General features: G+C 72.2%; 25 protein-coding genes and 1 pseudogene. 9 read left to right on the top strand and 17 right to left on the bottom strand.

Annotation, left to right across the window (positions count from 1 at the left end):
* Positions 1-4: 4 nt before the first annotated feature.
* From rimI to glmS, 8 genes are all read right to left on the bottom strand, one after another.
* Positions 5-463, bottom strand: coding sequence for a ribosomal protein S18-alanine N-acetyltransferase (gene rimI, locus ACYVIH_RS22260; protein WP_460871734.1), 459 nt, complete (start codon positions 461-463; stop codon positions 5-7).
* Positions 464-474: 11 nt separating this feature from the next.
* Entirely contained in the window at positions 475-1,113 is a 639-nt protein-coding gene (tsaB, locus tag ACYVIH_RS22255; protein ID WP_460871733.1) for a tRNA (adenosine(37)-N6)-threonylcarbamoyltransferase complex dimerization subunit type 1 TsaB, read from the bottom strand.
* 10 nt (positions 1,114-1,123) lie between these two features.
* Positions 1,124-2,071 carry a tRNA (adenosine(37)-N6)-threonylcarbamoyltransferase complex ATPase subunit type 1 TsaE gene (gene tsaE, locus ACYVIH_RS22250; protein WP_460871731.1) on the bottom strand — a complete coding sequence of 316 codons (948 nt, stop codon included), beginning with the start codon at positions 2,069-2,071 and terminating at the stop codon, positions 1,124-1,126.
* Positions 2,068-3,138, bottom strand: coding sequence for an alpha/beta fold hydrolase (locus ACYVIH_RS22245; RefSeq protein WP_460871730.1), 1,071 nt, complete (start codon positions 3,136-3,138; stop codon positions 2,068-2,070). Before ACYVIH_RS22245 ends, tsaE begins: the two co-directional genes overlap by 4 nt.
* A complete protein-coding gene (gene alr, locus ACYVIH_RS22240) occupies positions 3,135-4,289 on the bottom strand; it encodes an alanine racemase (RefSeq protein ID WP_460871729.1) in 1,155 nt (384 codons plus the stop codon). The genes ACYVIH_RS22245 and alr overlap by 4 nt, the downstream gene beginning before the upstream one ends.
* 21 nt (positions 4,290-4,310) lie before the next feature.
* A complete protein-coding gene (locus ACYVIH_RS22235) occupies positions 4,311-5,696 on the bottom strand; it encodes an NAD(P)H-hydrate epimerase (RefSeq protein ID WP_460871728.1) in 1,386 nt (461 codons plus the stop codon).
* 106 nt (positions 5,697-5,802) lie between these two features.
* Positions 5,803-6,153, bottom strand: a complete 351-nt coding sequence (locus ACYVIH_RS22230; protein WP_460871727.1) for a holo-ACP synthase — start codon at positions 6,151-6,153, stop codon at positions 5,803-5,805.
* A gap of 6 nt (positions 6,154-6,159) precedes the next feature.
* Complete coding sequence (gene glmS / locus ACYVIH_RS22225; protein ID WP_460871726.1) at positions 6,160-8,004, bottom strand: glutamine--fructose-6-phosphate transaminase (isomerizing); 1,845 nt, start codon at positions 8,002-8,004, stop codon at positions 6,160-6,162.
* Between the two features lie 65 nt (positions 8,005-8,069).
* Between glmS and coaA the strand changes: the two genes are divergently transcribed.
* On the top strand, positions 8,070-9,059 hold the full coding sequence (gene coaA / locus ACYVIH_RS22220; protein WP_460871725.1) for a type I pantothenate kinase: 990 nt from the start codon (positions 8,070-8,072) through the stop codon (positions 9,057-9,059).
* Between the two features lie 53 nt (positions 9,060-9,112).
* Entirely contained in the window at positions 9,113-10,129 is a 1,017-nt protein-coding gene (locus ACYVIH_RS22215) for a GNAT family N-acetyltransferase (RefSeq protein WP_460871724.1), read from the top strand.
* Positions 10,130-10,247: 118 nt separating this feature from the next.
* Here ACYVIH_RS22215 and ACYVIH_RS22210 read toward each other — a convergent pair whose 3' ends face one another.
* From ACYVIH_RS22210 to rplM, 6 genes are read right to left on the bottom strand one after another with little or no spacing between them, the layout of a single operon-like run.
* Positions 10,248-11,258, bottom strand: a complete 1,011-nt coding sequence (locus ACYVIH_RS22210; RefSeq protein ID WP_460871723.1) for a GNAT family N-acetyltransferase — start codon at positions 11,256-11,258, stop codon at positions 10,248-10,250.
* 58 nt (positions 11,259-11,316) lie between these two features.
* Positions 11,317-11,802, bottom strand: a complete 486-nt coding sequence (locus tag ACYVIH_RS22205) for an HIT family protein (RefSeq protein ID WP_460871722.1) — start codon at positions 11,800-11,802, stop codon at positions 11,317-11,319.
* A gap of 37 nt (positions 11,803-11,839) precedes the next feature.
* A complete protein-coding gene (locus tag ACYVIH_RS22200; RefSeq protein ID WP_460871721.1) occupies positions 11,840-12,268 on the bottom strand; it encodes a hypothetical protein in 429 nt (142 codons plus the stop codon).
* A gap of 33 nt (positions 12,269-12,301) precedes the next feature.
* A complete protein-coding gene (glmM, locus tag ACYVIH_RS22195) occupies positions 12,302-13,684 on the bottom strand; it encodes a phosphoglucosamine mutase (protein ID WP_460871720.1) in 1,383 nt (460 codons plus the stop codon).
* 16 nt (positions 13,685-13,700) lie between these two features.
* Positions 13,701-14,204 carry a 30S ribosomal protein S9 gene (gene rpsI, locus ACYVIH_RS22190; RefSeq protein WP_460871719.1) on the bottom strand — a complete coding sequence of 168 codons (504 nt, stop codon included), beginning with the start codon at positions 14,202-14,204 and terminating at the stop codon, positions 13,701-13,703.
* A gap of 42 nt (positions 14,205-14,246) precedes the next feature.
* Entirely contained in the window at positions 14,247-14,690 is a 444-nt protein-coding gene (gene rplM / locus ACYVIH_RS22185) for a 50S ribosomal protein L13 (protein ID WP_460871718.1), read from the bottom strand.
* Between the two features lie 314 nt (positions 14,691-15,004).
* On the opposite strand from rplM, the gene ACYVIH_RS22180 reads away from it, so the two are divergent.
* Positions 15,005-16,342, top strand: a complete 1,338-nt coding sequence (locus ACYVIH_RS22180) for a citrate synthase (protein ID WP_460871717.1) — start codon at positions 15,005-15,007, stop codon at positions 16,340-16,342.
* Between the two features lie 156 nt (positions 16,343-16,498).
* Here ACYVIH_RS22180 and ACYVIH_RS22175 read toward each other — a convergent pair whose 3' ends face one another.
* Complete coding sequence (locus ACYVIH_RS22175) at positions 16,499-16,825, bottom strand: DUF2249 domain-containing protein (RefSeq protein WP_460871759.1); 327 nt, start codon at positions 16,823-16,825, stop codon at positions 16,499-16,501.
* Between the two features lie 63 nt (positions 16,826-16,888).
* Positions 16,889-17,299 (bottom strand): annotated as a pseudogene (locus ACYVIH_RS22170) (hemerythrin domain-containing protein); the annotation flags it as partial.
* 86 nt (positions 17,300-17,385) lie between these two features.
* Here ACYVIH_RS22170 and ACYVIH_RS22165 point away from each other — a divergent pair.
* The 4 genes from ACYVIH_RS22165 (at position 17,386) to ACYVIH_RS22150 (ending at position 22,888) form a co-directional block, all read left to right on the top strand.
* Entirely contained in the window at positions 17,386-18,105 is a 720-nt protein-coding gene (locus tag ACYVIH_RS22165) for a helix-turn-helix transcriptional regulator (protein WP_460871716.1), read from the top strand.
* Positions 18,102-19,256, top strand: coding sequence for a hypothetical protein (locus ACYVIH_RS22160; protein ID WP_460871715.1), 1,155 nt, complete (start codon positions 18,102-18,104; stop codon positions 19,254-19,256). The genes ACYVIH_RS22165 and ACYVIH_RS22160 overlap by 4 nt, the downstream gene beginning before the upstream one ends.
* Positions 19,253-22,042 (top strand): multicopper oxidase domain-containing protein, encoded by a 2,790-nt coding sequence (locus tag ACYVIH_RS22155; RefSeq protein ID WP_460871714.1) that lies wholly within the window; start codon positions 19,253-19,255, stop codon positions 22,040-22,042. The genes ACYVIH_RS22160 and ACYVIH_RS22155 overlap by 4 nt, the downstream gene beginning before the upstream one ends.
* A 72-nt stretch (positions 22,043-22,114) precedes the next feature.
* Positions 22,115-22,888: a calcium-binding protein gene (locus tag ACYVIH_RS22150; protein ID WP_460871713.1), complete on the top strand. Its 774-nt coding sequence runs from the start codon at positions 22,115-22,117 to the stop codon at positions 22,886-22,888.
* Positions 22,889-22,895: 7 nt separating this feature from the next.
* Here the strand turns inward: ACYVIH_RS22150 and ACYVIH_RS22145 are convergent, their stop codons facing one another.
* Positions 22,896-24,578 carry an ABC-F family ATP-binding cassette domain-containing protein gene (locus tag ACYVIH_RS22145; RefSeq protein ID WP_460871712.1) on the bottom strand — a complete coding sequence of 561 codons (1,683 nt, stop codon included), beginning with the start codon at positions 24,576-24,578 and terminating at the stop codon, positions 22,896-22,898.
* Positions 24,579-24,693: 115 nt separating this feature from the next.
* Here ACYVIH_RS22145 and ACYVIH_RS22140 point away from each other — a divergent pair, with 115 nt between their 5' ends.
* Both ACYVIH_RS22140 and ACYVIH_RS22135 read left to right on the top strand, forming a co-directional pair.
* Positions 24,694-25,962: an Nramp family divalent metal transporter gene (locus tag ACYVIH_RS22140; protein WP_460871711.1), complete on the top strand. Its 1,269-nt coding sequence runs from the start codon at positions 24,694-24,696 to the stop codon at positions 25,960-25,962.
* 129 nt (positions 25,963-26,091) lie between these two features.
* Positions 26,092-26,691 carry a hypothetical protein gene (locus ACYVIH_RS22135; RefSeq protein ID WP_460871710.1) on the top strand — a complete coding sequence of 200 codons (600 nt, stop codon included), beginning with the start codon at positions 26,092-26,094 and terminating at the stop codon, positions 26,689-26,691.
* Positions 26,692-26,817: the final 126 nt, after the last annotated feature.

Below are 26,817 nucleotides of genomic sequence, written 5' to 3'. Positions count from 1 at the left end.
TCCTTCATTCTCCCTCGGGTCGGCGGGCGGCCAACGAGTGCTGCATCACGACCGCGTCGCTGCCGTCGCGGTAGTAGCGGCGACGACGGTCGATCTCGGTGAAGCCGGCGTCGGTGTAGAACGCGAGCGCCGGTGCGTTGGCCGCGCTCACCTCGAGCAGCATCCGCTCGGTCCCGACCGCCCGGGCCCGGGCGAGGACCGCGTCGAGCAGGGCGCGGGCGATCCCCTGCCGTTGCCGGTCGGTCCGCACCGCGATCCGCTGCAGGTCGGCCACCTCGCCGGCTGTCCAGGTGACGGCGTAGCCGACCAGCTGCTCCGCCTCCGCCGCCACGACCGCGTGCCGGCCGGTGCCCTCGACCTCACCGGCCACGGCGTCGGCCGACCAGGCGTCGACGCCGAAGAGCTCCACCTCGAGCGCCGCGATCGCCGGCACGTCCGCCGCGGTGGCCGGGCGCAGGGTCACCGACGGCAGGGTCACGAGACCCGCTTGGGCTTGTGGGGCTCGGCGGTGTCGGGGCGTCGCAGGTACATCGGCTCGGGGTCGTGCAGCTCGGCGCGCTCCTCGGCCACCACCCGGGCCAGCATCCCGGCGCTCGGGTTCTCCGGGCCGCGGCCGTCGGGGAACGCGTCGGGGTAGAGCACCGCGCCGCGGCCCACGACCGGGCCGTCCGTGGCGACGGCGGCCGGCTTGACGACGTGCGGCCCGTCGAGGCGGACGCCGTCGGCGTCGTAGGCGGCGAAGTACACCTCCTTGCGGCGGGCGTCGGTGGCGACGTGGAACCGTCCGGCGACCGTGCCGGCGTCGACCGCCTCGGCGGCCAGCACGTCGAGCGTGCACACCCCGTAGACCGGGATGTGCAGCACGGCGCCGAGGGTCCGGGCGGTGACGAGGCCGACGCGCAGCCCGGTGAACGGACCCGGTCCGACACCCACGGCGATCGCGGTCAGGTCCTGCCGGACGATCCCGGCCTCCTCGAGCACCGCGCTGATGCTCGGTGCGAGCAGCTCGCCGTGTCGCATCGCGTCGACCGTCGTCCGCTGTCCGACGACGTCCTGACCGTCGTACACGGCGACGGTGACGGCGGGGGTGGCGGTGTCGAAGGCGAGCAGCACGCCAGGAAGGTTACGCGAGGACCTCGTGCAGCCCGGCACCGATCCACCGGCCGCCGACCGGAGTGAACCGCAGGTGCCGCGTGTCGGAGCCGCCGTCGGGATCCTCGCCGCGGGGACGGGTGATCGTCACCTCGAGCCGGGTCTCGGCCAGCCCCTCGGCGACGCCCTCGCCCCACTCCACGACCGTGACCGCGTCGTCGAGGGAGGTGTCGAGGTCGAGGCCGTCGAGCTCCTCGATGCCGCCGAGCCGGTAGGCGTCGACGTGCACCAGCGCCGGCCCGCCGACCAGCGAGGGGTGCACCCGGGAGATCACGAACGTCGGCGAGGTCACCCCGCCGCGCACACCCAGGCCCTCACCGAGGCCCTGGGTGAACGTGGTCTTCCCCGCGCCCAGGTCACCGGTGAGGATCAGCAGGTCGCCGGCCCGGAGCACCTTGGCCAGCTGCTCCCCGAGCCGGCGGGTGTCCTCGGCGTCGGGGGCCTCCCGCTCGACGGGCAGCGCCTTCGCCATGGTCAGCCAGGTCCCTTCGCGGTCGGTCTCGGCGTAGCCGAGGTGCTGCCAGAACTCCACGGTGGCCGGCAGCTCCGCGCGTGCGGCGAGCACCAGACCGTCGTACCCCTCCTCGGTGGCGACCCGCTCGGCCGAGCCGACCAGCGCCCCGGCCACCCCGCTGCTCTGCGCATCGGGGGTGACCGACACCCGGCGCATCCGCAGCAGCGGGCCGTCGGGCTCGAGCAGCATGGCGCCGACCGGCACGCCCTCGCTCACCGCCAGCAGCCCGGGGTGCGCGGCGAGCGCCGCGGCGACGGACTCCACGGTCTCGTCGGTGGCCGTCGACGGCGGGTCGAGAACAGGACGGGCACCGAACGCGGCGTGTACGACGGTCAGCACGTCGCCGGCGCGCTCGGGGCCGACCGGGTGCACCTCCACCGCGCCGGGCAGGACCTGCACGCTCATGCCGCCCCCTCGGCGAGAGCGTCCTCGACCATCCGCTCGAGCGCGGCGTTGACCTGCTCGCTGCTCTCCAGGATCACCATGTGGCCGGCGCCGCTGACCTCCACGAGCTGGGCACCGCGGACCCGCGAGGCCATCTTGCGGCTGTGGCCGATCGAGGTCAGCACGTCCTCGGTGCCGCAGACGATCACGGTGGGGACCTTCTCGAAGGCGTTCAGGACCCGCCACTTGTCGAGGGTGTCGAAGTTCGGGAAGAACTCCGCGATCACCTCGAACGGCGTCTGGGAGAGCATCTCGTCGACGAACTCGATGTACGGCGTGGGCACGTCGTCCGAGCCGAAGGCCATCTTGCTGGTGACCAGGAAGCCGAGGTCGGAGCCGCTGCGCCGGGCGCCGTCGACGAGGCCGGGCGCCCTCGCCAGCAGGGCCATCGCGCGGGGAGTCACCTGCTGCATCACCCGGTCGGGGAGGTAGGGGTTGATCACCCGGTGCGTCTTCAGGCCACCGGCCGTGGTCGACACCAGGCCGACGCCGACGACCCGGTCACCGAACAGCTCGGGGTGGTGGTCGGCCAGCGACATGATCGTCATCCCACCCATCGAGTGGCCGACGAGGATCACCGGACCGTCGGGGGCGAGCTGCTCGATCACCGAGTGCAGGTCGTGGCCGAGCTGGTCGATCGTGGCGTGCTCCAGCTCCGACCGCTCCGACCGGCCGTGCGAGCGCTGGTCGTAGAACACCAGCCGGTGCCGGCCACGGAAGTGCGCGCGTTGGAAGTGCCAGCAGTCGAGGTTCAACGCATAGCCGTGCACGAAGACGATGGTCGGCTCCGCGCTGTGCCTGCCGCGGGTCTCGTCGGGCTCGTCGACCTCGGCGTGCAGCGTGATCCCGTCGGTGGTGACCACCTCGACCGGTGCGGAGCGCAACGTGCCGAACACGTCACGCGAGGTCGACTCGGCGCGACGGCGGCGCACGTCCCGTCGGGTCTTCAACGCGGCGGCCACCCCTCCGGCGACCACGGTGCCGGCGGCCGCGGCGGCCAGGCCGGCGATCCCGCGACGAGCGTTCATCGGGCGGTCTCCCCGAGGTACCTGCGCGGCATGCGTCCTCCGATGCGCGTGACGATCTCGTAGTTGATGGTGCCGCAGGCGTCGGCCCAGTCCTGAGCGGTCGGCTCGCCGTCGCGGCCGGGGCCGAACAGCACCACGGGGTCGCCCGGTGCGGCGTCGGCGTCGCCGAGGTCCAGCACGAACTGGTCCATGCACACCCGGCCGGCGATCGGGCGGACCTGGCCCGCGGCGAGCACCGGCGCCCGCGACGAGCCGTGGCGCGGGATCCCGTCGCCGTACCCGACCGGGACCACGCCGACGGTGGTGTCGTGCGCGGTGACGTAGGTGTGCCCGTAGGACACCCCGGACCCGGCGCGTACGCCCTTGACCACCGCGAGCCGGGCCTGCACGGTCATCGCCGGGACCAGGCCGAGCTCCTCCGACGTCGCAACGGACGGCGCCGGGGTGAGCCCGTAGGCGGCGATGCCGCAACGGACCAGGTCGAACCACGCGCTGGGCCTGGTCAGGGCACCGGCGGAGTTGCACAGGTGCCGCACCTCGGGACGCAGCCCGGACCGCTCGGCGAGCTCGACCGCCCAGCGGAAGACCTCCTCCTGGGCGTCGTTGGCCGGGTGCTCGGGCTCGTCGCTGCAGGCGAAGTGCGACCAGATCCCGGTGACGCGCACCTCGCCGGAGCGCTCGGCGGCGACCGCGGCGGCCACCAGGTCCGGCCAGGCCTCCTGGGTCGAGCCGCCGCGGGACAGGCCGGTGTCGATCTTCAGCTGCACCCGCGCGGTGGCGCCGACGTCGCGGGCGGCGGCCCGGATCTCGTCGAGCTCCTCGATCGTGTAGGCGGTGACGTCGATGCCCGCCTCGACCGCAGGTCGGTGGTCCTCCCCCGGCACGGCGAGCCAGGTCAGGATCGGCCCGGTGTCACCGGCCGCCCGGAGCGCGAGCGCCTCCTCGAGCACGGCGACGCCGAGCCACTCGGCGCCGGCCTCGCGTGCCGCACGGGCGGTGGGGACCATGCCGTGGCCGTAGCCGTCGGCCTTGACCACCGCCATCACGGCTCGGCCCTCGACGCGGTCCCTGAGGGTCCTGACGTTGTGCCGGACGGCGTCGAGGTCGACGACGATCTCCGCGCGCACGGACGAGGGGCCTGGGCTGCTCATGACCCCGTCATCTTGGCATCCTCACCCCAACAGCAGCATCCGGGACACGACCGGCAGGGCCGCTGCCACCCCGGGCGCGGTCACCGGCCCGCCGGCTCCGGCGTGGGCCGCGGCCGCGCCGTGCAGCCATGCCCCGGCCGCCCCGGCGTCGAACGGGTCGAGCCCCGCAGCGAGCAGCGCCCCGCACAGACCGGCCAGCACGTCCCCGGACCCGGCGGTCGCCAGCCAGGGCACGCCCGACGTGGAGACCCGCACCCGGCCGTCCGGTGCGGCGACCAGGGTGCGCCGCCCCTTGAGGAGTACGACGGCCGCGAACCGTCGTGCCGCCTCCCGCGCGAAGTGGAGCTGCCGTGCCTCGACCGCCGCCCGCTCCACCCCGAGCATCCGGGCGAGCTCGCCGGCGTGCGGGGTCAACAGACCGGGCACGCCGAGGGGGCCGTCGAGGTGCGCCAGCGCGTCGGCGTCCACGACGACGGGGACCCCGTCGGCGAGCGACTCGGAAAGAGCCTCCGCGGCTCCCTCGCCGCCGCCGGAGCCGACCACCCACGCCTGGACCTGACCGGCGCCGGCGACGATCTCGGGATGCGCGGCCCGCACCGCATCCGGGGCACCCCCGTCGTAGCGGACCATCCCGACCAGCCCACAGGAGGCGCCGGAGACGCAGAGCACGCCCGCGCCCGGGTACTGCGCGCTGCCCGCACGGACGCCCACGACGCCGCGGGAGTACTTGTGCGCGGCGGCGTCCGGCACCGGCAGTAGCCGTGCGACGTCGTCGGCCTGCAGCGCGGTGACCGCCGCCTCGGGCAGGTCCAGGCCGATGTCGACCAGGTGCACCGCTCCCGCCGCCCGTGCTGCCGGGTCGACGAGGTGAGCCACCTTGTGGGTGCCGAAGGTGACCGTCACGGCCGCCTCGACGTGGGGGCCGTCGACCTCGCCGGTGTCGACGTCGACGCCGGAGGGCACATCCACGGCGACGACGGGGATCCCGCGCAGCTGGTGGACCGCGCGCGCGGCCTCCTCACGCAGCGCGCCCTTGCCGCCGATCCCGACGATCCCGTCGACGACCACGTCCGGGGTGTGCGCGCGGTCGAGGTCGGCCACCACGCGTCCGCCCGCGGCACGCAGCGCAGCCTGGCCCGCGGCATGGGCTTTCTCGGGAGTGAGCAGCAGCGCCTCCACGGCCGTCCCTCGGCGCGCCAGCATCGCCCCGGCGAACAGCGCGTCGCCGCCGTTGTCGCCGGAGCCGACGAGCAGGAGCACCCGCCGGCCGTAGCCGCTGCCGAGCAGGTCGAGGACCGCGTAGGCCAGGCCGGCTGCCGCGCGCTGCATGAGAGCGCCCTCGGGGAGCCGTGCCAGCAGGTCGGCCTCCGCCCGTCGTACCTCGGCCACGGTGTGAGCGCTGCGCATGCCCTCACCCTAGGCCCGCCCCTCGCAAGTAATGCGGGGTTACAGACGGTGCACACGCGGCATGCCGCGGAGGATGCGTCCACAGCACCGCGGGAGTACGACGCGCTCAGGACTCGAGGATCACCACGGCGGAGGCGATGCCGGCGTCGTGGGACAGCGAGACGTGCACGCTGCGCGCGCCCAGCGCCTCGGCGCGGGCGAGCACGGTGCCGCGCATCTGCATCTGCGGGTTCCCGGAGTGCTCGCTGACCACCTCGGCGTCGTGCCAGGCCATCCCGACCGGCGCGCCGAGCGCCTTGGCCAGCGCCTCCTTGGCGGCGAACCGCGCGGCGAGCGAGGCCAGCGGCCGGTCCCGCTCCTGCTCGGTGAACAGCCGGTCGCGCAGGGTCGGAGTCCGGTCCAGGGACTCCTCGAACCGACCGATGTCGACCACGTCGATGCCGACGCCGAGGATCATCGCGGCCTACTCGACGGTGACGGACTTCGCCAGGTTGCGCGGCTGGTCGACGTCGAGGCCGTTGTGGGTCGCCAGCTCGCAGGCGAACAGCTGCAGCGGGATCACCGCCAGCAGCGGCTGCAGCAGGGTCGGCACCTTCGGCAGCCGGATCATCACGTCGGCGTAGGGGGTGACCACCTCGTCGCCCTCCTCGGCCAGCACGATCGTGCGGGCGCCCCGGGCGCGGACCTCCTGGATGCCGCTGACCATCTTGTCGTGCAGCTGGTCGCGGCCCCGGGGAGGTACGACGCAGAAGACCGGCATGCCCTCCTCGACGAGCGCGATCGGGCCGTGCTTGAGCTCGCCGGCGGCGAACCCCTCGGCGTGGATGTAGGCCAGCTCCTTGAGCTTCAGCGCTCCTTCGAGCGCGACCGGGTAGCCGGCGTGACGGCCGAGGAACAGCACCGACCTGGCACCGGCCAGCTCGCGGGCGAGCTCGTAGACCTGCTCGGCGTGGTCGAGGACCTGCTGGATCTTGTCCGGGGTCTGCGCGACCTCGTGGACCACCTGGGCGATCTCGTCGCCGTACCTGGTGCCGCGGACCTGCGCGAGGTAGAGCCCGAGCAGGTAGCAGGCGACCAGCTGGGTGGTGTAGCCCTTGGTGGAGGCGACGCCGATCTCGGGCCCGGCGTGGGTGTAGATCACCGCGTCAGACTCGCGCGGGATGGTCGAGCCGTTGGTGTTGCAGATCGCGAGCACCTTGGCGCGCTGCTCGCGGGCGTGCCGGATCGCCATCAGGGTGTCGGCGGTCTCCCCGGACTGGCTGATCGCGACGACGAGGGTGTCGCGGGTCAGGATCGGGTCGCGGTAGCGGAACTCCGAGGCGAGCTCGACCTCGCAGGCGATCCGGGTCCAGTGTTCGATGGCGTACTTCGCGACGAGGCCGGCGTAGAACGAGGTGCCGGTCGCGATGATGATGATCTTGTCGACGTCGCGCAGGTCCTCCTCGCTGATCCGGATCTCGTCCAGCTGCAGCGCCCCGGTCTCGTCGTGCCGGCCCAGCAGGGTGTCGGCGACCGCGCGCGGCTGCTCGAAGATCTCCTTGCGCATGAACCAGTCGTAGCCGCCCTTCTCTGCGGCCGAGAGGTCCCAGTCGACGTGGTACGGCGTGCCCTCGGCCGACGCCCCCTCGAAGTCGGTCACCGAGACCTCGTCGCGGGTGATCGTCACCACCTGGTCCTGACCGAGCTCGAGTGCCTCGCGGGTGTGCTCGATGAAGGCCGCGACGTCGGAGGCGAGAAAGTTCTCGCCCTCCCCCAGCCCCACCACGAGCGGGGAGTTGCGCCGGGCGGCGACCACCCGGTCGGGGTCCTGGGCGTCCACCGCGACCAGCGTGAACGCACCCTCGAGCCGGCGGGCGACGCGCTGCATCGCCTCGGTCAGGTCCGCCCCGCCGGCGACCTCGCGCTCGAGCAGGTGGGCGGCCACCTCGGTGTCGGTCTCCGAGCGCAGGTCGTGGCCCTGCGCCTCGATCTCGTCACGCAGGGCGGCGAAGTTCTCGATGATCCCGTTGTGGACCAGCGCGACGCGGCGCTCCTGGCCCAGGTGCGGGTGGGCGTTGCGGTCGTTGGGGGCGCCGTGCGTGGCCCAGCGTGTGTGCCCGATGCCGGTGGTGGCGCCCGGCAGCGGGGTGTCGTCGATCGCCTTCTCGAGGTTGGCGAGCTTGCCGGCGCGCTTGTCGGTGGCGATCTGGCCCTCGTGGACCAGCGCGATGCCGGCGGAGTCGTAGCCGCGGTACTCCATGCGCCGCAAGCCCTCGATCACGATGCCCTGCGCCTGCCGCGGCCCGACGTACCCAACGATTCCACACATGCGCCTCAGCCTACCGGCGTGGACTGGTGCTCCCGCCCATCGCGGGGTGGTGAAGAATGCGCCGCATGGCTTCTGCTCAGGCGCACGGCCGGCCCGGCGCTCCGGTGCCCGGCGACCGCGAGTCCTCGCCGTACGTCGAGCTGGACCGGGCCGCCTGGGCGGCGCTCGGCGCCACGACCGTGCAGCCGCTCAGCGAGGAGGAGATCGCGCGGGTTCGCGGCCTCGGCGACGAGCTGGACCTCGACGAGGTGGTGCAGGTCTACCTGCCGGTCTCGCGCCTGTTGAGCCTCTACGTGAAGGCCGCCGGCGAGCTGCACCGGGCCCAGGAGGAGTTCCTGGAGCGCCCGCACCCGCCGCGGACCCCGTTCGTGATCGGCCTGGCCGGCTCGGTCGCGGTGGGCAAGTCGACCACCGCACGGCTGCTGCAGCAGATGCTGGCGCACTGGCCCGAGCACCCGTCGGTGGCGCTGGTCACCACCGACGGGTTCCTCTACCCCAACGCCGAGCTCGAGCGGCGCGGCATCCTGGGCCGCAAGGGGTTCCCGGAGTCCTACGACCGCAAGGCCCTGCTGCGGTTCGTGATGGACATCAAGTCCGGCAAGGACGAGGTGGAGGCACCGACGTACTCCCACCTGGTCTACGACGTGGTGCCCGACGAGAAGGTGGTCATCAAGCGGCCCGACATCGTGATCATCGAGGGGCTCAACGTGCTGCAGCCCGCCCGGGTGCGCGAGGACGGGCGCACCGGGCTGGCGATCAGCGACTTCTTCGACTTCTCCGTGTACGTCGACGCGGCGATGAACGACATCCGCCGGTGGTACACCGAGCGGTTCCTGCGGCTTCGGGAGACGGCGTTCCGCAACCCGGCGTCGTACTTCGCCAAGTACGCCGAGCTCACCGAGGACGAGGCGGTCGAGGAGGCGCACCGGATCTGGGACACGATCAACGGACCCAACCTCGAGGAGAACGTCCGGCCGACCCGCAGCCGGGCGACGCTGGTGCTGCGCAAGGACAAGGACCACTCGGTGCGCTACGTGCGGCTCCGCAAGCTCTGACTCCACGCGAAAATCCGGTGCGGTGCCGTGCCGCGCCGCCCTACCGTCGGGACATGCAGACCACGACCCTGGACGTCCGGCTCCTCGACACCCGCGACGACGCGGCCCTTCGCCGCTGGCACGAGGTGAGCCAGGCGGCGGAGCGCTTCGAGCGTCCCTGGGCGACCACCTGGACGTTCGAGGAGATGGTGCTCCAGGTCCGCGCCGAGGACGAGGCGATGGGCTGGAAGATGCTCGGCGCCTACGACGGCGAGGACATGGTCGGCGGCGCCGCGCTGATGCTCCCGCGGCTGGACAACCTCGACAAGGTGTACGGCGTGATCGTCGTGCACCCCGACCGTCGTCGCCGCGGCGTGGGCGGCCGGATCGTCGAGGAGGTCGTCGCCCTGATGCGCGCCGAGGACAGGTCCGTGCTGCTCGTCGAGTCGGGCTTCCCCGGGGAGGACCGGGACGAGCACCCCTATGCGCGGTTCGCGCGCAAGCACGGGTTCACGATGGCCAACGTCGAGGTGCACCGCGTGCTCGACCTGCCGCTCGACCCGGAGCTGATCCGCTCGATGCAGGCCGAGGCCGCCACGCACCACACCGGCTACGAGCTCGTCACCTTCCAGGACCGGGTCGACGAGGAGCTCGTTCCCTCCTACGTCAGGCTGCTCAACCAGCTCGCGGTCGGGGCGCCCACCGGCGACATCGACTTCGAGGAGGAGGGGCTGACCCCCGAGGTGCACGAGCGGCAGGTCGACAGGATGCTGCGGCAGGGGCGGCACAAGCTGGTCACCCTCGCCCTGACCCCGGCCGGCGAGGTCGTCGCGCACAGCGACCTGCTCGTGCCGGCCGGTGACCGGCCGAAGGTCTACCAGTGGGGGACGCTCGTCCGGCGGGACCACCGCGGCCACCACCTCGGTGCGGCCGTGAAGCCGCAGAACCTGCTGGCGCTGCAGGAGCGGTTCCCCGACCGCACCGAGATCCACACCACCAATGCCGAGAACAACGCCGCGATGGTCGGGATCAACGAGCGGCTCGGCTTCCGGGTGGTCGAGATCTGCCCGGAGTTCATGCTCGAGCTCTGACCTCTGGGGCCGATCGGACGTGCACTCGCGGCCGCCGGCGGGTGACCCTGCGCCTGTGCGGCGGCGTCTTGCCGTTCGAGTGCACGTCCAACTGGCCCTGCAGACGGGGCCTTGGCGCTCAGAGGTGCTTCTGGAACTCCCCGAGCCGCTCGACGGGACGGAAGCCCATCTTGTCGTTGACGCCGATCATGTGGCTGTTGACCTCGGCGTTGTAGGTGGTGAGCAGCCGCAGGTCGGGCCGCTCGTCCTGCAGCCACAGTAGGTTGCGCGCCTTGAGTGCCTGCCCGAGCCGGTGCCCGCGGTGGTCGCGGCGGACGAGCGTGCCCCACTGGTAGACCCGGCCAGGGTCGTGCGCGGGCACCACGAGCTCGGTGTAGCCGGCGAGGACGCCGTCCGGCGCGACCGCGACGGTGGTGTACTTCATCCGCCCCGACTGCGCGAACATCACCTCGTCGGCGCGGATCCGCTGCACGTCGAGCACCTCGGGCTCCAGGTCGATCTCACCCATCGGGGCCTCGACGACGAGCTGGCCGATCAGCTCGCCGAACGCCTCCACGATGTCCTCGGGCACAGCACCGCGGAACTGCCGGATCCCGTAGCCGGTGTGGAACGGCTCGGCGTCCTTCGCGAGACCGCGCAGGACGGCCGTGTCGGCGGGGAGGTCCAGGACCCGTTGCACGTCACCCAGGCCGAAGGTGAAGCCGTGCTGCCTGAGGAAGACTGCATGCGGGTGGTCGCCACCGTCGGCCGGCGCGTCGAACGGGTAGGCAGCCTCGGCGAGGAGCACCGCTCGCTCGTGCTCGCGCGCGAACTCGGTCAGGTGCTCGAGCATCGCGGCGCCGTACCCCCGGCGCCGGAGCTCCGGCAGCGTGTCGACCTGCAGCCAGGCCTTGGTCAGATTGTCCTTCAGCGGCAGCTCGACCATGCCGGCGGCCGCGACCCGTCCGTCGACGACTCCTGAGAACGCATACGCCTTCTCACCCGGCCGGTCGCTGGTCAGGTCGGCGCGGACCTCCTCGAGCATCCACGGTGTGGCGTAGGGGCGGTCGTGCGTCGTCGAGGCGAGGTAGGTCGCATGCCAGGGGCGCAGCGCCGCGTCGTCATGAGGGTCGAGGGGTCGGATGTCCACGGGGCGGAACGCTAGGTGGTACGGCGGTCACGCGCACGTGGTTTAGCGGACGGGGCCTTCAGACGGCGGCGCCGAGGGCGGCGAGCTCGTCGACGATCCGGGCGCGCAGCTCGTCGTGCCGAGGCCCGAGAGCATGGTCGCCCCCGTAGAACTGCTCCGGGTCGTAGAGCCAGACCGGCCGGCCGATGTGCTCCGACGCCTCCCAGTCGTAGCGCGGGAACAGGTGTGCGTGCAGGTAGGCGTCGGTGTTGCCGAGTATCTCGTAGTTCATCCGGCGGAACGCCGGGTCGACTGCACGGCAGGCCGTCTCCACCGCCTGGCCGAGTGTGTCCATGCTGTCGAGGAACTCCAGGCGCTGGCGCTTCGGCAGGTCCGTGAGCCGGTCGATGCTCGGGTCGTCGACCAGCAGGACGCAGTAGCCGGGGAGGAACTGGGCGTCACCGATGACGGCGTAGGAGCGGGGCAGCTTGGCGAGCACCGTGGGGTTGGTGCCGGCACGTGCCGAGCCGATCCGGTCCAGCTTCCAGGCATCGGTCTGCGTCATGCGGGCCAGTCAACACCACCGGGCGGGTCGGGTGCGGTCACTCGAGATGCCGGGCGAACTCGTCGACCACGTTGCCGTCGCGATCCTCGACGACCCAGCGGCCGATGCCGTCGGGATGCTCCCGCGCCTGAGCCTGTAGCCGGACCAGGTCTTCATCGACCGGCAGGTCCTCGCTCCGCGAGGCGACGAGCGTGTAACAGTCATAGACCAGGAAGCGGTGCCCCTGCTCAAGGCCGCGCACGATCTTGGCGAGATGCTGGCTGAACTCCGGACACAGGCCGCCCCACATGACGCTGATCATCTCGTCACACTGCTCCGGCGAGATCAGGACGTCGACGTCCCGCTCGGCACCGTCGGGGCCCGTCACCGTGAACCGGACCCGTCCAGGTCCGGCCTCGACCGCCGTGCCCAGCTCACCGAGCAGAGCCAGGAATCCCTCCCAGAGAAGCTGCCTGTGCCCGCACATGCACCCAGCATGCCTCAGGCATGCCAGGCAAAGTCAGAGAGCGAGCTGCTGGCGCACCACGCCGGCGAGCCGCTCGGCGATGCTGCCGGCCTGCTCGGAGGTCGACGCCTCCACCATCACGCGGACGAGCGCCTCGGTGCCCGAGGGGCGCAGCAGCACCCGGCCGCTGTCCCCGAGCTCAGCCTCGGCCTCGGCGACCGCGGCGGCCAGCAGCGCGTCCTCGTCGGCGCGGGACTTGTCGACGCCGGGGACGTTGACCAGCACCTGCGGGAGCCGGTCCATCACCCCGGCGAGCTCGGCGAGCGAGGCGTCCTTCTCGGCCATCCGGCCCAGCACGTGCAGCGCGGTGAGGATGCCGTCGCCGGTGGTCGCGTGGTCGCTCATGATCACGTGCCCGGACTGCTCACCGCCGAGGGAGTAGCCACCGGCCTTCATCGCCTCGAGCACGTAGCGGTCGCCGACCTTGGTCTGGCGAACCCCCACTCCTTCGCGGCGCATGGCCTGGACGAAGCCGAGGTTGCTCATCACCGTCGCGACGACCGTGTCGGCGTGGAGCCGGCCGGCGTCACGCAGTGACAGCGCGAGGATCGCCAGGATCTGGTCGCCGTCGACGACATTGCCCTGGTGGTCGACGGCGAGGCACCGGTCGGCGTCGCCGTCGAGAGCGAAGCCGACGTCGGCGCCGTGCTCGACGACCGCCTTCTGCAGGACGTCGAGATGCGTGGACCCGCAGCCGTCGTTGATGTTGAGGCCGTCGGGCTCGGCGTTGATCGCGACCACCTCGGCGCCGGCGTCGGCGAGCGCCTTCGGGCCGGCGAGCGAGGCGGCGCCGTGGGCGCAGTCGAGCACGACCTTGATCGGGCGTCCCCCGTCGGCGGAGGTCTCCAGCCGGTGCGGGAGCGTGGCGACGAGGTGCGCGGCGTACCGGTCCACGGCCTCGTCGTACGTGGAGACCCGGCCGACGGCACCGCCGGTGGGCCGGTCCCACGGCTCGCGCAGCCGCTTCTCGATGGCGATCTCGATCGCGTCGTCGAGCTTCACGCCACCACGGGCGAGGAACTTGATGCCGTTGTCGGGCATCGGGTTGTGGCTGGCAGACAGCATGACGCCGAGGTCGGCGCCGAGGACGTCGGTCAGGTAGGCCACGCCCGGAGTCGGCAGCACCCCGAGCAGGAGGACGTCGACGCCGGCGGAGGCGAGGCCGGCCACGACGGCCGCCTCGAGGAACTGGCCCGAGATCCGGGTGTCGCGCCCCACGACGGCGACGGGCCGGCCCCTCCCCCTGACAGAGTCGGAGAAGACACCGGCCTCGCCGAGGACGTGTGCTGCGGCGACCGAGAGGTCCACCGCGAGCTCGGCGGTCAGGAGATCGTTCGCGAGCCCACGGACACCGTCGGTGCCGAAGAGACGTGCCACTACAGGGAGTAGCGGATCAACGCTTGCTGAACTGAGGCGCCTTGCGGGCCTTCTTCAGACCGGCCTTCTTGCGCTCGATGACGCGGGCGTCGCGGGTGAGCAGCCCGGCCTTCTTCAGCGAAGGACGGTTCGCCTCGACGTCGACGGCGTTGAGCGCACGGGCCACACCCAGACGCAGCGCGCCGGCCTGGCCGGTGATGCCGCCGCCGTGGATGCGCGCGATCACGTCGAAGCGGCCCTCCAGGTCGGTGGTCACGAAGGGCTCGTTGACGACCTGCTGGTGCAGCTTGTTGGGGAAGTAGCTCTCGAGGGTGCGGCCGTTGACCGTCCACTGGCCGGTGCCCGGGACGAGGCGCACGCGAGCCACGGCCTCCTTGCGGCGGCCGGTGGCCGACGCCGGGGCGATCGTGGCGGGGCGGGCCGGAGCCTCGTCGGACGGCGCGCTCTCAGAGCTGTAGGCGACGCCCTGCTCGTTGACCTCGTAGGTCTCCTCGACGCCCTCGGTGGTGGTCTCAGCCACGGATGTTCCTCACTTAACGACTGCTGTTCTCGACGGATGCGGTTACTGGGAGATCTGGGTGATCTCGAACGGCTTGGCCTGCTGCGCCTGGTGCGGGTGGTCCGGACCGGCGTACACCTTGAGCTTCTTCAGCATCTGGCGGCCGAGACGGTTCTTGGGGAGCATGCCCCACACCGCCTTCTCGATGGCCTTGCGCGGGTCCTTGTCGAGCAGCTCGCCGATCGGCGTCGCCGACAGACCACCCGGGTAGCCGGAGTGGCGGTAGGCCATCTTGGTGGTGGACTTGGTGCCGGACAGGGCGACCTTCCCGGCGTTGACGATGATGACGAAGTCGCCACCGTCGACGTGCGGGGCAAACGTGGGCTTGTGCTTGCCGCGAAGCAGCGTCGCGGTCTGGACGGCGAGGCGTCCGAGCACCACGTCGGTGGCGTCGATGACGTGCCACTCGCGCTGGATGTCAGCGGGCTTCGGGCTGTACGTACGCACGGTTGTTTGCCTTCTCATCGAGATCGGTTGTGTGTGCGGCCCGATCTCACGGTGTGCGTGTCACGGGCCAGGCGGCCAAGCTGAGGACCGGAGAGGTCCGTGCCAGAACATGCCGCGACCGCCAAGACTACCGGCGCCCCGAACCGGGGTCAAAACGGCCCCGGTTTCGCTGAGGGCAGGGTGGAGGCATAAGTTAGAAGGCGACTCACCTGTGACCTAACAGTACGACGTCCCCCGATGCGCCCTTTGACACACACAGCGGACAAGACGCGCTTACGGACTCAAGGACGGTCCCGACTCAGCGAGGAGCCGACGTGACCGACAGCACGGCCACCGACACCAACTCCACCTCAGGCGCCGCCACGAGCGACAGCCTCACCGTCCGGGACAACCGGACCGGGCAGGAGTACGAAGTCCCGATCCTGGACGGCGCGATCAAGGCCGCCGACATGGGCAAGATCCGGGTCAACGAGGACACCCCCGGCCTGGCGGTCTACGACCCTGGTTTCGTGAACACCGCGTCGTGCAAGAGCGCGGTCACCTTCATCGACGGCGAGAAGGGGATCCTGGAGTACCGCGGCTACCCGATCGAGCAGCTCGCGGAGAAGTCCACCTACCTCGAGGTGGCCTACCTGCTCATCCACGGCGAGCTGCCTACCAAGGAGCAGTACGACAGCTGGGTGCACGAGATCACCTACCACACGTTCGTGCACGAGAACGTCCGCCGCTTCATGGAGGGCTTCCGCTACGACGCCCACCCGATGGGCATGCTGCTGGCCTCGGTCGGCGCACTGTCGACGTTCTACCCGGAGTCGCGCAACATCTCCGACGGCGACAACCGGCACATGCAGATCGTGCGGCTGATCGCGAAGATGCCGACCCTCGGCGCCTGGGCGTTCCGCCACGCGCAGGGCAAGCCCTACATCTACCCCGACAACGACCTCGGCTACGCCGCCAACTTCCTGGCGATGCTGTTCAAGATGAGCGAGCCGAAGTTCGGCGCCGACGAGCGGCTGGTCCGCGCGCTCGAGGTGCTGTTCATCCTGCACGCCGACCACGAGCAGAACGCCTCGACCAACGCGGTGCGCTCGGTCGGCTCGACCCAGGTCGACCCCTACTCCGCGGTGACCGCCGGCATCGGCGCCCTCTACGGTCCGCTGCACGGTGGCGCCAACGAGGCCGTGCTGCGGATGCTGCGCCGGATCGGCTCGGTGGACAAGGTCCCCGAGTTCATCGAGGGCGTGAAGAACGGCAAGGAGCGGCTGATGGGCTTCGGCCACCGGGTCTACAAGAACTACGACCCGCGCGCGAAGATCATCAAGAAGGCCGCCGACGACGTCTTCGAGGTCACCGGCGTCAACCCGCTGCTCCAGATCGCGCTCGAGCTGGAGAAGATCGCGCTCGAGGACGAGTACTTCGTCAGCCGCAAGCTGTACCCGAACGTCGACTTCTACAGCGGCCTGATCTACGAGGCCCTGCAGTTCCCGCCGGAGATGTTCACCGTGCTGTTCGCGATCCCGCGGACCTCGGGCTGGCTCGCGCAGTGGCTCGAGCTGGTCCAGGACCCGGAGCAGAAGATCGCCCGCCCCAAGCAGATCTACACCGGCGCCCGCACGCTCGACTTCGTGCCGGCGAGCGAGCGCTGGAAGTGATGCTCGACGGCTGAGCTGTCACGGCTTAGCACGACGAACCGGAACTCCCCATGGCATGTATGCCATGGGGAGTTCCGGTTTACCAGGTGAACATGGTGTTCGTGGGGCCGGCGGTACGGCGGTCGGCCGGGCCGCCCTGCCGCCGTACGACGGGACTCAGGCGGCGCGTCGCACGAACGCCAGCCGCCACGCCTCGGGGCCGCGCTCGACGTAGCTGACCTCGAAGGCACCCGGGGCGCGCTGCTCGATCTGGGCGAGCAGCGGCAGCGGGTCGTGCGGGGCGACGAGGATCATCCCGCCACCGGGGCGCACGGCGTCGAGGGCACCGAAGATCGTCGCGTGCCGGATCGCGTGCGGCACCGCGCGGGCGTCGAGCTCGGGGTAGCCCTCGGCGTCCTTCTCGCCGCAGTTGCAGTGGTGGCCCTCCTCGGCGTGGGCACCGGCCTGCTCGGCATGGTCCTCGTGGGCGTCGGCGCCGAGCAGCTCGTGCATCCCGCCGAGGATGTCGGCGACCGAAACGTCGGGCGCGCTGACCAGCAGCGGCAGCACCAGCTCGTTCTCCTTGGCGAGGTGGCTGTCGAAGGCCACCTGCAGGGCCTTGGCGACCGCGGCTGCGCGGACCGGCTCCTCGGTGACACCGAGCGCCTGCACCAGCCCGGTGATGACCTGGTGCTCGGCGAGCATGCCTTCGACGAGGAGCCGGCCCTCGACCTTGGCCTGGGCAGCCGGGTACATCGCCTTCTCCTCGGCCAGCGCGTGCGGGACGAGCTCGCGATCGCACCAGCCCACGAGGTCGGCGCGCGCCTCGGCCGCGCGAGCGGCGTCGCCGGTGCTCGCGGCGCCGACCAGGGTCTCGACCCGGGTGGCGAGCGCCCCGGCCATCTGGGCGTGGTGCTGCTCGACCGCCTCGGCAGCTCGCGCGTCCGCCTCGGTCGACGCGATCACGACGTTGTCCATCTCAGTCCTCCACCTCGTGGCAGTGCCACCGGTCTCTTGGGCCGCTCGGTTGGCGACCGCCTCAGATATTTATTACAGTAAACACCGTGGAAAATATTGTGGGCAACTTGAACCGCCCCGGCTACGGTCCCCTCCCGGCGGTGCCGGTGCGCGAGGGGCGCGCGCTCTCCCCGTCCCGCGCCGCCGTGCTCGATGCGCTGCGCGCGAGCACCGGCCCGGCGACGCTGCACGTCCTCGCCGACGCCACCGGCCTGCACGCCAACACGCTCCGCGAGCACCTCGACGCCCTGGTCGCCCGCAAGCTGGCCCGCCGGTTCCGCGACACCCCGAAGGGGCGGGGCCGCCCGGCCTGGCTGTACGAAGCCACCGACCCGGAGGTCGAGGCGGCCGGCTCCGAGTACGCCGGCCTCGCGGCCACGCTCGCCGCCCACATCCACCGCACCAGCTCCAACCCGCGCGAGGACGCGATCATCGCCGGCCGTTCCTGGGGCCGAGAGCTGGCCCGTCGGTCCGGCAGGCCCGCGGGCACGACGCCCGCGGCGGCGCGCCGCAAGGTGGCCGAGCTGCTCGACGAGGTCGGGTTCGCCCCGCAGACCGACGCCCGGGCCACCACCACCGTGCTGACCCGCTGCCCGCTGCTGGAGACGGCCAAGGAGTACCCCGACGTCGTGTGCGGGGTGCACCTCGGCATCGTCCGAGGGGCGCTCGACGAGTACGGCGCCGACAGCTCGCGCACCGACCTGCACCCGTTCTCCGAGCCCGGCGGCTGCCGGCTCGAGCTGCTGACCCGGCCGGGTCTGCGATGACCGCGACCGTAGCCGCCGGCGCCCGCACCACGACGCCGGCCCGGACGAGCGAGACGCTGCGCCGACTGCCGTTCCTCCTGCCGGGCGGCCTGGCCCTGCTCGCCGGCCTCGACGCGGCGCTGATGCTGCTCGGTCTGCCCGCCCCGGTCTCCTCGCAACGCCTGCCCGAGGTGCACGGCATGCTGCTCGTGCTCGGCTTCGTCGGCACGCTGATCGCACTCGAGCGCGCAGTCGCCCTCGGCCGCCGTACCGGCTTCCTCGCCCCCGGCCTGCTCGGTGCCGGCGCCGTGCTGCTGGTCTCCCCCGCGCCGCTGGTCGCCGGACGCTCCCTCCTCGTCGCCGGCGCGGTGGCGATGACCCTGGTCTACGTGCCGCTGTGGCGGCGCCAACGCGACGACGCGGTCCTGGTGCAGGCGCTCGGCGCCGTGCTCGCCGTCGGCGCGGCCACGCTGTGGCTCGGCGGGGTGGAGGTCTCGGCGCTGCTGCCCTGGCTGGCCGGCTTCATCGTGCTGACCATCGCCGGTGAGCGCCTCGAGCTCGCCCGGATCGCGATGGGCTCGGGAGCAGGCTCCACGCTGGTCGCGCTGACCACCGCAGTCGTGGTCACCGTCGTCGCCTCGCTGCTGTGGCCCGAGGTCGGCACCCCGCTGCTCGGGCTGGCGCTGCTGGTGCTCGTCGCCTGGCTGGCCGTCCACGACGTGGCGCGGCGCACGGTCCGTTCGACCGGGCTGGTGCGCTACATGGCCGCGAGCATGCTCGCCGGCTACTTCTGGCTCGCCGTCGCCGGCTCGGTGTGGCTGGTGGGCGGCCCCGCCGCCGAGGGTGTGCGGTACGACGCGGTGATCCACGCCGTCTTCCTCGGCTTCACGATGTCGATGATCATGGCGCACGCACCAGTGATCCTGCCCGCCGTGCTCCGCCGGCCGCTGCCCTACCACCCGGCCCTGCTGGTCCCCGCCGTCCTGCTGCACGTCTCGCTGGCGCTGCGCCTGTGGGTGGGCGACGCGCTCGGCAGCCAGGCCGGCTGGGAGCTCGGCGGCACCCTCAACATCTCCGCGCTGCTCGCCTTCGTGATCCTCGTGGTCTGGCTGGTGGCGGCCCCGCCGGCGACGACACCCCGCCGTCCGAGCACCACGGGAGCGACCCGATGAGCACCACGTCCTCCCGCGGCTTCTGGCCTTTGCGCGACCTGCCGGTGGTGCTCTGGCTCGCGGGCACCGCCCTGATCGCCCTGGTGCACCCGTTCGTCCCCGCGCCGCGCTGGTTGATGATCCACCTGCTGCTGCTGGGCGCGGTCACGCACGCGATCCTCGTCTGGAGCCGGCACTTCGCCGACGCCCTGCTGCACACCCCGCCCCGCCCGGGCGATCGCCGCAGGCAGTCGGCACGGCTGCTGATGCTCAACGGCGGCGTGCTCGTCGTGGTAGCAGGGGTGCTCACCGACGCGTGGCCCGTGACGGTCACCGGCGCGACCGCGGTGGCCGGGGCAGTGGCGTGGCACGCCGTGGCCCTGGTCGGTCAGATGCGCCGTGCCCTGCCCTCGCGGTTCGGAGCGACCGTGCGCTACTACGTCGCCGCCGCCGCGCTGCTGCCGATCGGCGCCACGCTCGGCACGATCCTGGCCCGCGGCCTCGGCGACCCGCTGCACGGCCAGATGCGGCTGGCTCACGCGACCATCAACGTGCTCGGCTGGATGGGCCTCACCGTGGTCGGCACGCTGGTGACCCTGTGGCCGACCATGCTCCGCACCCGGATGGCCGAGGGCACCGAGCGAGCCGCCGGCCGGGCGCTGCCCGTGCTGGCGGGATCGGTCGTGGTCGCCGCGACCGGGGCGCTGCTCGGCGTGCGGCCGGTCGTGGTCGTCGGGCTGCTCGGCTACCTGGCCGGGCTGGCTCTCGTCGCGGTCCCGTTCGTGCGCACCGCGCTGGGCAAGCGGCCCTCGTCGTACCCGACCTGGTCGGTGCTGGCCGGCGTGGCGTGGTTGACCGGGTCGCTGGTGGCGATGGCGGTCGGCATCGCCACGGCCGACTCGTGGCAGGTCGCCGACGAGCGGGTCTCGTGGATGACGCCGTTCCTCGCCGCCGGCTTCGGCGCGCAGGTGCTGCTCGGTGCCCTGTCCTACCTCGTCCCGATGGCGCTCGGCGGCGGCCCGCTCGCCGTACGCGCCGCCAACACCGTGCTCGACCGCGGCGGGGCGCTGCGGATCGTCGCGGTCAACGGCGGGCTGCTGCTCGCGGTGCTGCCCGTCCCGAGCGTGGTGCGGGTGGTGGCCACGTCGGTGGTCCTGATCGGGCTCGCGGCCTTCGTGCCGCTGTTGATGTCGGCGATCCGCGCCTCACGCCGGGCCAAGGCGGCCCAGGCGGCTCGGGTGGAAGGCGCCTCCCCGCTCGCAACGTTCGGCACCGGTCCCACCCCCGAAACAGTGCCGAACGTTGCGAGCCCCGCCGACCAGAAGCCGGTACGGCGGCCGGCAGCACCGGACGGGGACCGCCCGCCCGGCCAGGTCCGGGGCCTCGCGGCGACCGGGCTCGCCGTCCTGGTGATGGCCGTGGCCGTCGGCGTCGCGGTCGACCCCGCCTCGCTCACGGGCACGCAGACCCTGGCCGCCGCGTCCGCGGGCGTCGCCGCCAACGGCGAGACCAAGACCGTCACGGTGCAGGCCCGCGACATGCGGTTCACCCCGTCGCACATCGAGGTCGAGGCCGGCACCCGGCTGGTGATCGAGCTGGCCAACATCGACGACCAGGACGTCCACGACCTGGTGCTGGACACCGGCGCCGACAGCGGCCGACTGTCCCCCGGCGAGTCGGCCACCGTGGACGTCGGCGTGGTCGGCCGCGACATCGTGGGCTGGTGCTCGGTGGTCGGGCACAAGCAGATGGGGATGGTGCTCACGATCGAGGTGACCGGCGCCGACGGGGTGACGGCCGGCCCGGACAGCGACACCGGGGCCGACTCGGGAGACGGGCACGGCGACCACCAGCACGGTCCGGCGCAGGACACCGGGCACGACGCCGACGCCGGCTCGGAGGGCGAGGAGCCGGCCGACGCGGCGGCCGCGGTGGACCACATGGCCACCCCCGGTGACGACTTCGTCGCCCACGACGCCGAGCTGCCTCCGCTGCCGGCCGGCCGGGTGCACCGTCGTACCTTCACCGTCACCGAGGTCGAGCGCGAGGTCGCACCCGGCGTCACCCAGCGGCTGTGGACCTACAACGGCTCGGCGCCCGGTCCGACCCTGCACGGCCGCGTCGGCGACGTCTTCGAGATCACCCTGGTCAACGACGGCTCCATGGGCCACTCGATCGACTTCCACGCCGGCGCGCTGGCACCGGACCGGCCGATGCGCACGATCGCGCCCGGCGAGTCGCTGACCTACCGGTTCACCGCGACGCGCGCGGGGATCTGGATGTACCACTGCTCGACGATGCCGATGTCGGCGCACATCGCCAACGGCATGTTCGGCGCGGTCGTGATCGAGCCGCCCGGGCTGCCCGAGGTCGACCGGAGCTACCTGCTCGTGCAGTCCGAGCTGTACCTCGGTGAGCAGGGCGGCGTCGTCGACGTGGACAAGGTCAACGAGGAGCGCGCGGACCTCGTCGTCTTCAACGGCTACGCCAACCAGTACGACGCCCGGCCGCTCGCCGCACGCACGGGCGAACGGGTCCGGGTGTGGGTGCTCAACGCGGGGCCGAACCGGCCGAGCTCGTTCCACGTCGTGGGGGGCCAGTTCGACACCGTCTGGTCCGAGGGCGCCTACCTGCTCGGCGGCGACCGTGGGCGCAGCAGCGGCGGCGCCCAGGTGCTCGCACTGTCCGCGGCCCAGGGCGGGTTCGTGGAGCTGACCTTCCCCGAGCCGGGCCACTACCCGTTCGTCTCGCACCTCATGGTCGACGCCGAGCGGGGCGCCCACGGCATCTTCGAGGTGAGCCGGTGACTTTCGGCACTGGCCGGATCGCAACCTCGGCGCGAGGCTGGGAGCAGCGCACCTGACAGGAGGGGTTGCACCATGCTCCGACGCACCACCATCGCAGCTCTCGGATCCGTCCTCGTGCTGTCCTCGGGCGTCGCCGTGGCCGCCGAGATCACCGGCACCGTCGGCGCCGACGTGCTCCGAGGCACCGACGGGGACGACGTCATCGTCGCGCGGGCCGGAGACGACCAGCTCTACGGCTACGCCGGTGACGACGAGCTCGTCGCCGGGGCCGGCGACGACAAGGTCTATGCCGCGCTCGGTGCCGACCGGCTCTTCGGCGGCCCCGGCGTGGACAGCCTGCGCGCCGCGGGCGGGGCCGACCTGCTCCGTGGCGGCGACCAGCACGACAACATGTTCGGCGGCCACGGCCCCGACCGGCTGCTCGGCGGCCCGGGCGGCGACTACATGGACGGCGGACGCGGCAACGACGTGCTGCGCGGCGGCGAGCACGCCGACAGCATGGCCGGTGACTACGGCGACGATCGGGTCTTCGGCGAGTCCGGCCCCGACACGCTCACCGACACCGGGATCTACTCCCCCGGGCCCGACGGCGACACCCCGTCCGTCCCCGCCGACCGGGACCTGCTCTCCGGCGGCCCCGGCAACGACATCATCGCGGCCCAGGCCGGTCCGGACCGGGTGTACGCCGGTGACGGCAGCGACGAGATCAAGGTGTTCGGCGACGACGGGGCAGTCGACCGGATCAGCTGTGGCGCCGGCAACGACGTGGTCATCTACTTCTACCGGCTCGACCCCGACGACGTGATCGGCGCCGACTGCGAGCGGCTCGTCGTCGAGGCCGAGTGAGCCCCGGTCAGCGGGCGCGCGCCACCCGGCCCTCGTCCCACACCGGTTCGGGCGACTCGTAGACCGAGCCGTCGGCGCCGTACACCAGGAACCGGTCGAAGCCGCGCGCGAACCAGCGGTCGTGGGTGACCGCGAGCACCGTGCCGTCGAACGCCGCCAGCCCCTGCTCGAGCGCCTCGGCGGACTCGACGTCGAGGTTGTCGGTGGGCTCGTCGAGCAGCAGCAAGGTCGCCCCGGACAGCTCGAGGAGCAGGATCTGGAACCGCGCCTGCTGCCCGCCCGAGAGCGACTCGAACCGCTGCTCGGCGGCGTGCGCGAGCTCGTAGCGGTCGAGCGCGCGTGACGCCTGCTCGCGCGGCATCCCGTGCCGGTGCTCGTCGCCTCGGTGCAGGATCTCCAGCAGGGTGCGGCCGCGCAGCTCGGGGTGCTCGTGGGTCTGCACGAACCAGCCGGGTCGCACCCGCGCACCCAGCTTGGCGCGGCCGGTGTGCGCGACGGGCTCGATCCTGGTCTCGTCGACCGGCCGGTGCTCGGCTTCGGGGTCGGTGCCGCCGGCGGCCAGCAGGCGCAGGAAGTGCGACTTGCCCGAGCCGTTGGAGCCCAGCACGGCCACCCGCTCGCCGTACCAGACCTCCAGGTCGAACGGCTTCATCAGACCGGTCAGCTCGAGCTGCTCGCACACCACCGCGCGCTTGCCGGTGCGGCCGCCGGTCAGCCGCATGGTGACCTGCTGCTCGCGCGGGATCGCCTGCGGCGGCCCGGCCTCCTCGAACTTGCGCAGCCGGGTCTGCGCCGCGCGGTACTGCGAGGCCAGGCCGTCGTTGTACTCCGCCTTGATCTTGTAGCGCAGCACCAGCGCCTTGAGCTTGGCGTGCTCCTCGTCCCAGCGGCGGCGCAGCTCCTCGAACCGCTCGAACCGGTCGCGCCGGGCCTGGTGGTAGGAGGCGAACCCGCCCGGGTGCACCCACGCTGTGTTGCCTGCCGCACCGAGCTCGATCGTCACGACCCGGGTAGCGGTGTTCGCGAGCAGCTCGCGGTCGTGGCTGATGTAGAGGATCGTCTTCGGCGACTCGTTGATCCGCTGCTCCAGCCAGGTCTTGCCGGGCACGTCGAGGAAGTTGTCGGGCTCGTCGAGGAGCAGCACCTCGTCGGGACCGCGCAGCAGCAGCTCGAGCACCAGCCGCTTCTGCTCACCGCCCGACAGCGTGGTCAGGTCGCGGTACTTCGCCTTGTCGTAGGAGATCCCCAGCGCCTCGGTGCAGCACACGTCCCAGGTGACCTCGATGTCGTAGCCGCCGGCGTCGGCCCACTCGGCCAGCGCCGCGGCGTACCTCATCTGCGTGGCTTCGTCGTCACTGTCCATCATCGCCAGCTCGCACGCGTCGACCTGCGCAGCGGCGGCCCGGATCCGGGGAGGTGACACCGACAGCAGCAGGTCGTGCACCGAAGCCCCACCCAGCCCGTGCGTGACCATCTGCCGCATCACGCCGAGCCCACCGGTGCGGGTCACCGCTCCCGCGTGCGGCACCAGGTCGCCGGTGATGATCTTGAGCAGCGTGGTCTTGCCCGCGCCGTTGGCGCCGACCAGCGCGACCTTGGCGCCCTCGCCGACCCGGAAGGAGACGTCGTCGAGGAGCACCCGCCCGTCCGGGAGCTCGTACCTGACACCTGCGACATCGACGTGACCCACGAGATCCGATTGTCCCTGCCGTGGCGACGTCGCGCATCCGGGTTTCGGCGCCAGCCCCGGCGGGCATGGGGGACTCAGCGGGCGTCCGGGTCGTCCGCCGTACCGGAGGTCTCCCATGTCGACACAGGACACGCGCAGCCGGACCGTCGAGGAGCAGGCGCCTCGCTGGAAGCTGGTGGGACCGGGCCTGGTGGTCGCCGCCACCGGTGTGGGCGCCGCGGACCTGGTGGCGACCCTGGTCGCGGGCAGCAAGTACGGCTATGCCCTGCTGTGGGCGGCGGTGCTCGGCGCCCTCATGAAGATCGTGCTGGTCGAGGGCGCCGGCCGCTACAGCCTCGCCACCGGCAACACCATCTACGAGGGCTGGTCCAGCCTCGGCCGCTGGACCAGCTGGTACTTCGGCCCCTACATCGTGATCTGGGGCTTCGTCTACGGCTCCGCGGCGATGGCGGGCACCGGCCTGGCGCTCCACTCGCTCTTCCCGGTCCTCGGCGTCGCGCCCTGGGGCATCCTCGCCGGGCTCACCGGCCTGGCTCTGGTGTGGGTGGGCCGCTACGGCGTGTTCGAGAAGGTGCTCAGCGCCATGGTGCTCCTGATGTTCGTCTCCATGGTGTGGGCCGCCGCGGTCACCTTGCCGAACCTGCCGGAGCTGTTCGGCGGGCTGGTGCCGCGTATCCCCGACGGCGCGCTATTCAACGTGCTGAGCGTGGCCGGCGGGGTGGGCGGCACGATCACGCTGGCGGCGTACGGCTACTGGCTCCGGGAGAAGGGCTGGAGCACGCCACGCCACATGCGGGTGATGCGGATCGACAACTCCGTCGCGTACGCCGTGACCGGACTGTTCGTGGTGTCCACCCTGATCGTCGGCGCGGAGCTGCTGCACTCCGCGGGCATCGCCGTGGACAGCAGCGACAAGGGTCTGCTCGACCTCGCCGGCGTGCTCGAGGACCGCTACGGGCCGACCACCGGCACGGTGTTCCTCGTGGGCTTCGGAGCCGCCGCGATGTCCTCGCTCGTCGGTGTCTGGAACGGCGTCAGCCTGATGTTCGCCGACTTCGTCGCCCACGTGCGCGGCCTCCGGCCCGACCACCCCGACGCCCGCTCGGGGGGCCGCTACTACAAGGCCTACGTGCTCTGGCTGACCCTCCCGCCGATCACCATGCTGTACCTCGGCAAGCCGGTGTTCCTGATCCTGGCCTACGGCGCGCTCGGCGCGTTCTTCATGCCGTTCCTGGCCGTCACGCTGCTGTGGCTCCTCAACACCGACCGGGTGCCCGCCGCGTGGCGCAACAAGCTGCACTCCAACGTGGCCATGGGGATCGTTGCGCTGACCTTCGTCGCGCTGGCGGTCGACGAGCTGCGCAAGGTGCTCCTCGACCTCTGACTTCCGGGACGTTTCAGGACCAACGGCACTCCGCCCGCAGACTCCGCGAGCGCCATCCTGGGGATCAGGAGGAGTGCTCCCTCGGACGTCCGTCCGACGCCACCCCGCCCACGACACGGGGCGAAGGAGATGAGGGTGATGACCGGGATCGCCGGGGCAGTCAGGTACGTCGCGTTCGGGTTCATGACGCTGTTCGGCGTCCTCGCCACGCTCTTCGTGGCCGGCTATGCGTTCACGGACCTGGCCCTGGCCACCGCCGTCGCGCTGACCGCGGCCTGGGTGGTGCCGATGGTGGTACTCAGCGTCCTCGCGCTGCGCCGGCCCGAGCCGATGGCCCGGGTGCTTGCCTGGGGCGCGGGGATCGTCTCGGCCGCCACGCTGCTCGACTCGGCGGTCGGCATCGTCCCGCGCGACGACTGGGGCCCGGTGCTGGCGATCGTGGTGCTGGCGCTGGCGGTCCCGCTCGCCTTCCTCGGACTGCACCGGACCCGCACCGCCGGGGTGCTCATGGTCGTGCTGGCAGGCGCCCAGCTCGCGGCGACGGTCCTGGGCGTCGCGCTCGCCGGGCGTGGCGACGACGGTCCCGGGCCTGCCGGTCTGCTGGGCACCTCCTCGGGCGTGGTGGTCGCGCCGATCCTGCTCACGGGTCTGCTGTACCTGGCCGCGGCGGCCCTGGCCCGCGAGCCCCGTCGCCCCGGCGGCCGTACGGCGGTCCGCCCGGCCCACTGACCCTCGCCGGGCGCCACAACCGTTCATCTGAACGGTTCTGACGTCGATCCGGCGCCCAAGACCGTCACAACCGTTCATCTGACGGGTTCTGACGGCTGCCATCGGCCTCGAACGGGCCGAGGCCAT

It is taken from the genome of Nocardioides pakistanensis (assembly GCF_054781215.1).
This window is presented reverse-complemented; position numbering and strand designations above follow the sequence as displayed.

Coding starts and splice junctions, on each gene's coding strand:
- tsaE (WP_460871731.1), bottom strand. CDS start 2,071: ATGAGCGTGCAGGTCCTGCCCGGCGCGGTGGAGGTGCACCCGGTCGGC.
- ACYVIH_RS22245 (WP_460871730.1), bottom strand. CDS start 3,138: ATGAACGCTCGTCGCGGGATCGCCGGCCTGGCCGCCGCGGCCGCCGGC.
- alr (WP_460871729.1), bottom strand. CDS start 4,289: ATGAGCAGCCCAGGCCCCTCGTCCGTGCGCGCGGAGATCGTCGTCGAC.
- ACYVIH_RS22235 (WP_460871728.1), bottom strand. CDS start 5,696: ATGCGCAGCGCTCACACCGTGGCCGAGGTACGACGGGCGGAGGCCGAC.
- ACYVIH_RS22230 (WP_460871727.1), bottom strand. CDS start 6,153: ATGATCCTCGGCGTCGGCATCGACGTGGTCGACATCGGTCGGTTCGAG.
- glmS (WP_460871726.1), bottom strand. CDS start 8,004: ATGTGTGGAATCGTTGGGTACGTCGGGCCGCGGCAGGCGCAGGGCATC.
- coaA (WP_460871725.1), top strand. CDS start 8,070: ATGGCTTCTGCTCAGGCGCACGGCCGGCCCGGCGCTCCGGTGCCCGGC.
- ACYVIH_RS22215 (WP_460871724.1), top strand. CDS start 9,113: ATGCAGACCACGACCCTGGACGTCCGGCTCCTCGACACCCGCGACGAC.
- ACYVIH_RS22205 (WP_460871722.1), bottom strand. CDS start 11,802: ATGACGCAGACCGATGCCTGGAAGCTGGACCGGATCGGCTCGGCACGT.
- ACYVIH_RS22200 (WP_460871721.1), bottom strand. CDS start 12,268: ATGTGCGGGCACAGGCAGCTTCTCTGGGAGGGATTCCTGGCTCTGCTC.
- ACYVIH_RS22160 (WP_460871715.1), top strand. CDS start 18,102: ATGACCGCGACCGTAGCCGCCGGCGCCCGCACCACGACGCCGGCCCGG.
- ACYVIH_RS22155 (WP_460871714.1), top strand. CDS start 19,253: ATGAGCACCACGTCCTCCCGCGGCTTCTGGCCTTTGCGCGACCTGCCG.
- ACYVIH_RS22150 (WP_460871713.1), top strand. CDS start 22,115: ATGCTCCGACGCACCACCATCGCAGCTCTCGGATCCGTCCTCGTGCTG.
- ACYVIH_RS22140 (WP_460871711.1), top strand. CDS start 24,694: ATGTCGACACAGGACACGCGCAGCCGGACCGTCGAGGAGCAGGCGCCT.
- ACYVIH_RS22135 (WP_460871710.1), top strand. CDS start 26,092: ATGAGGGTGATGACCGGGATCGCCGGGGCAGTCAGGTACGTCGCGTTC.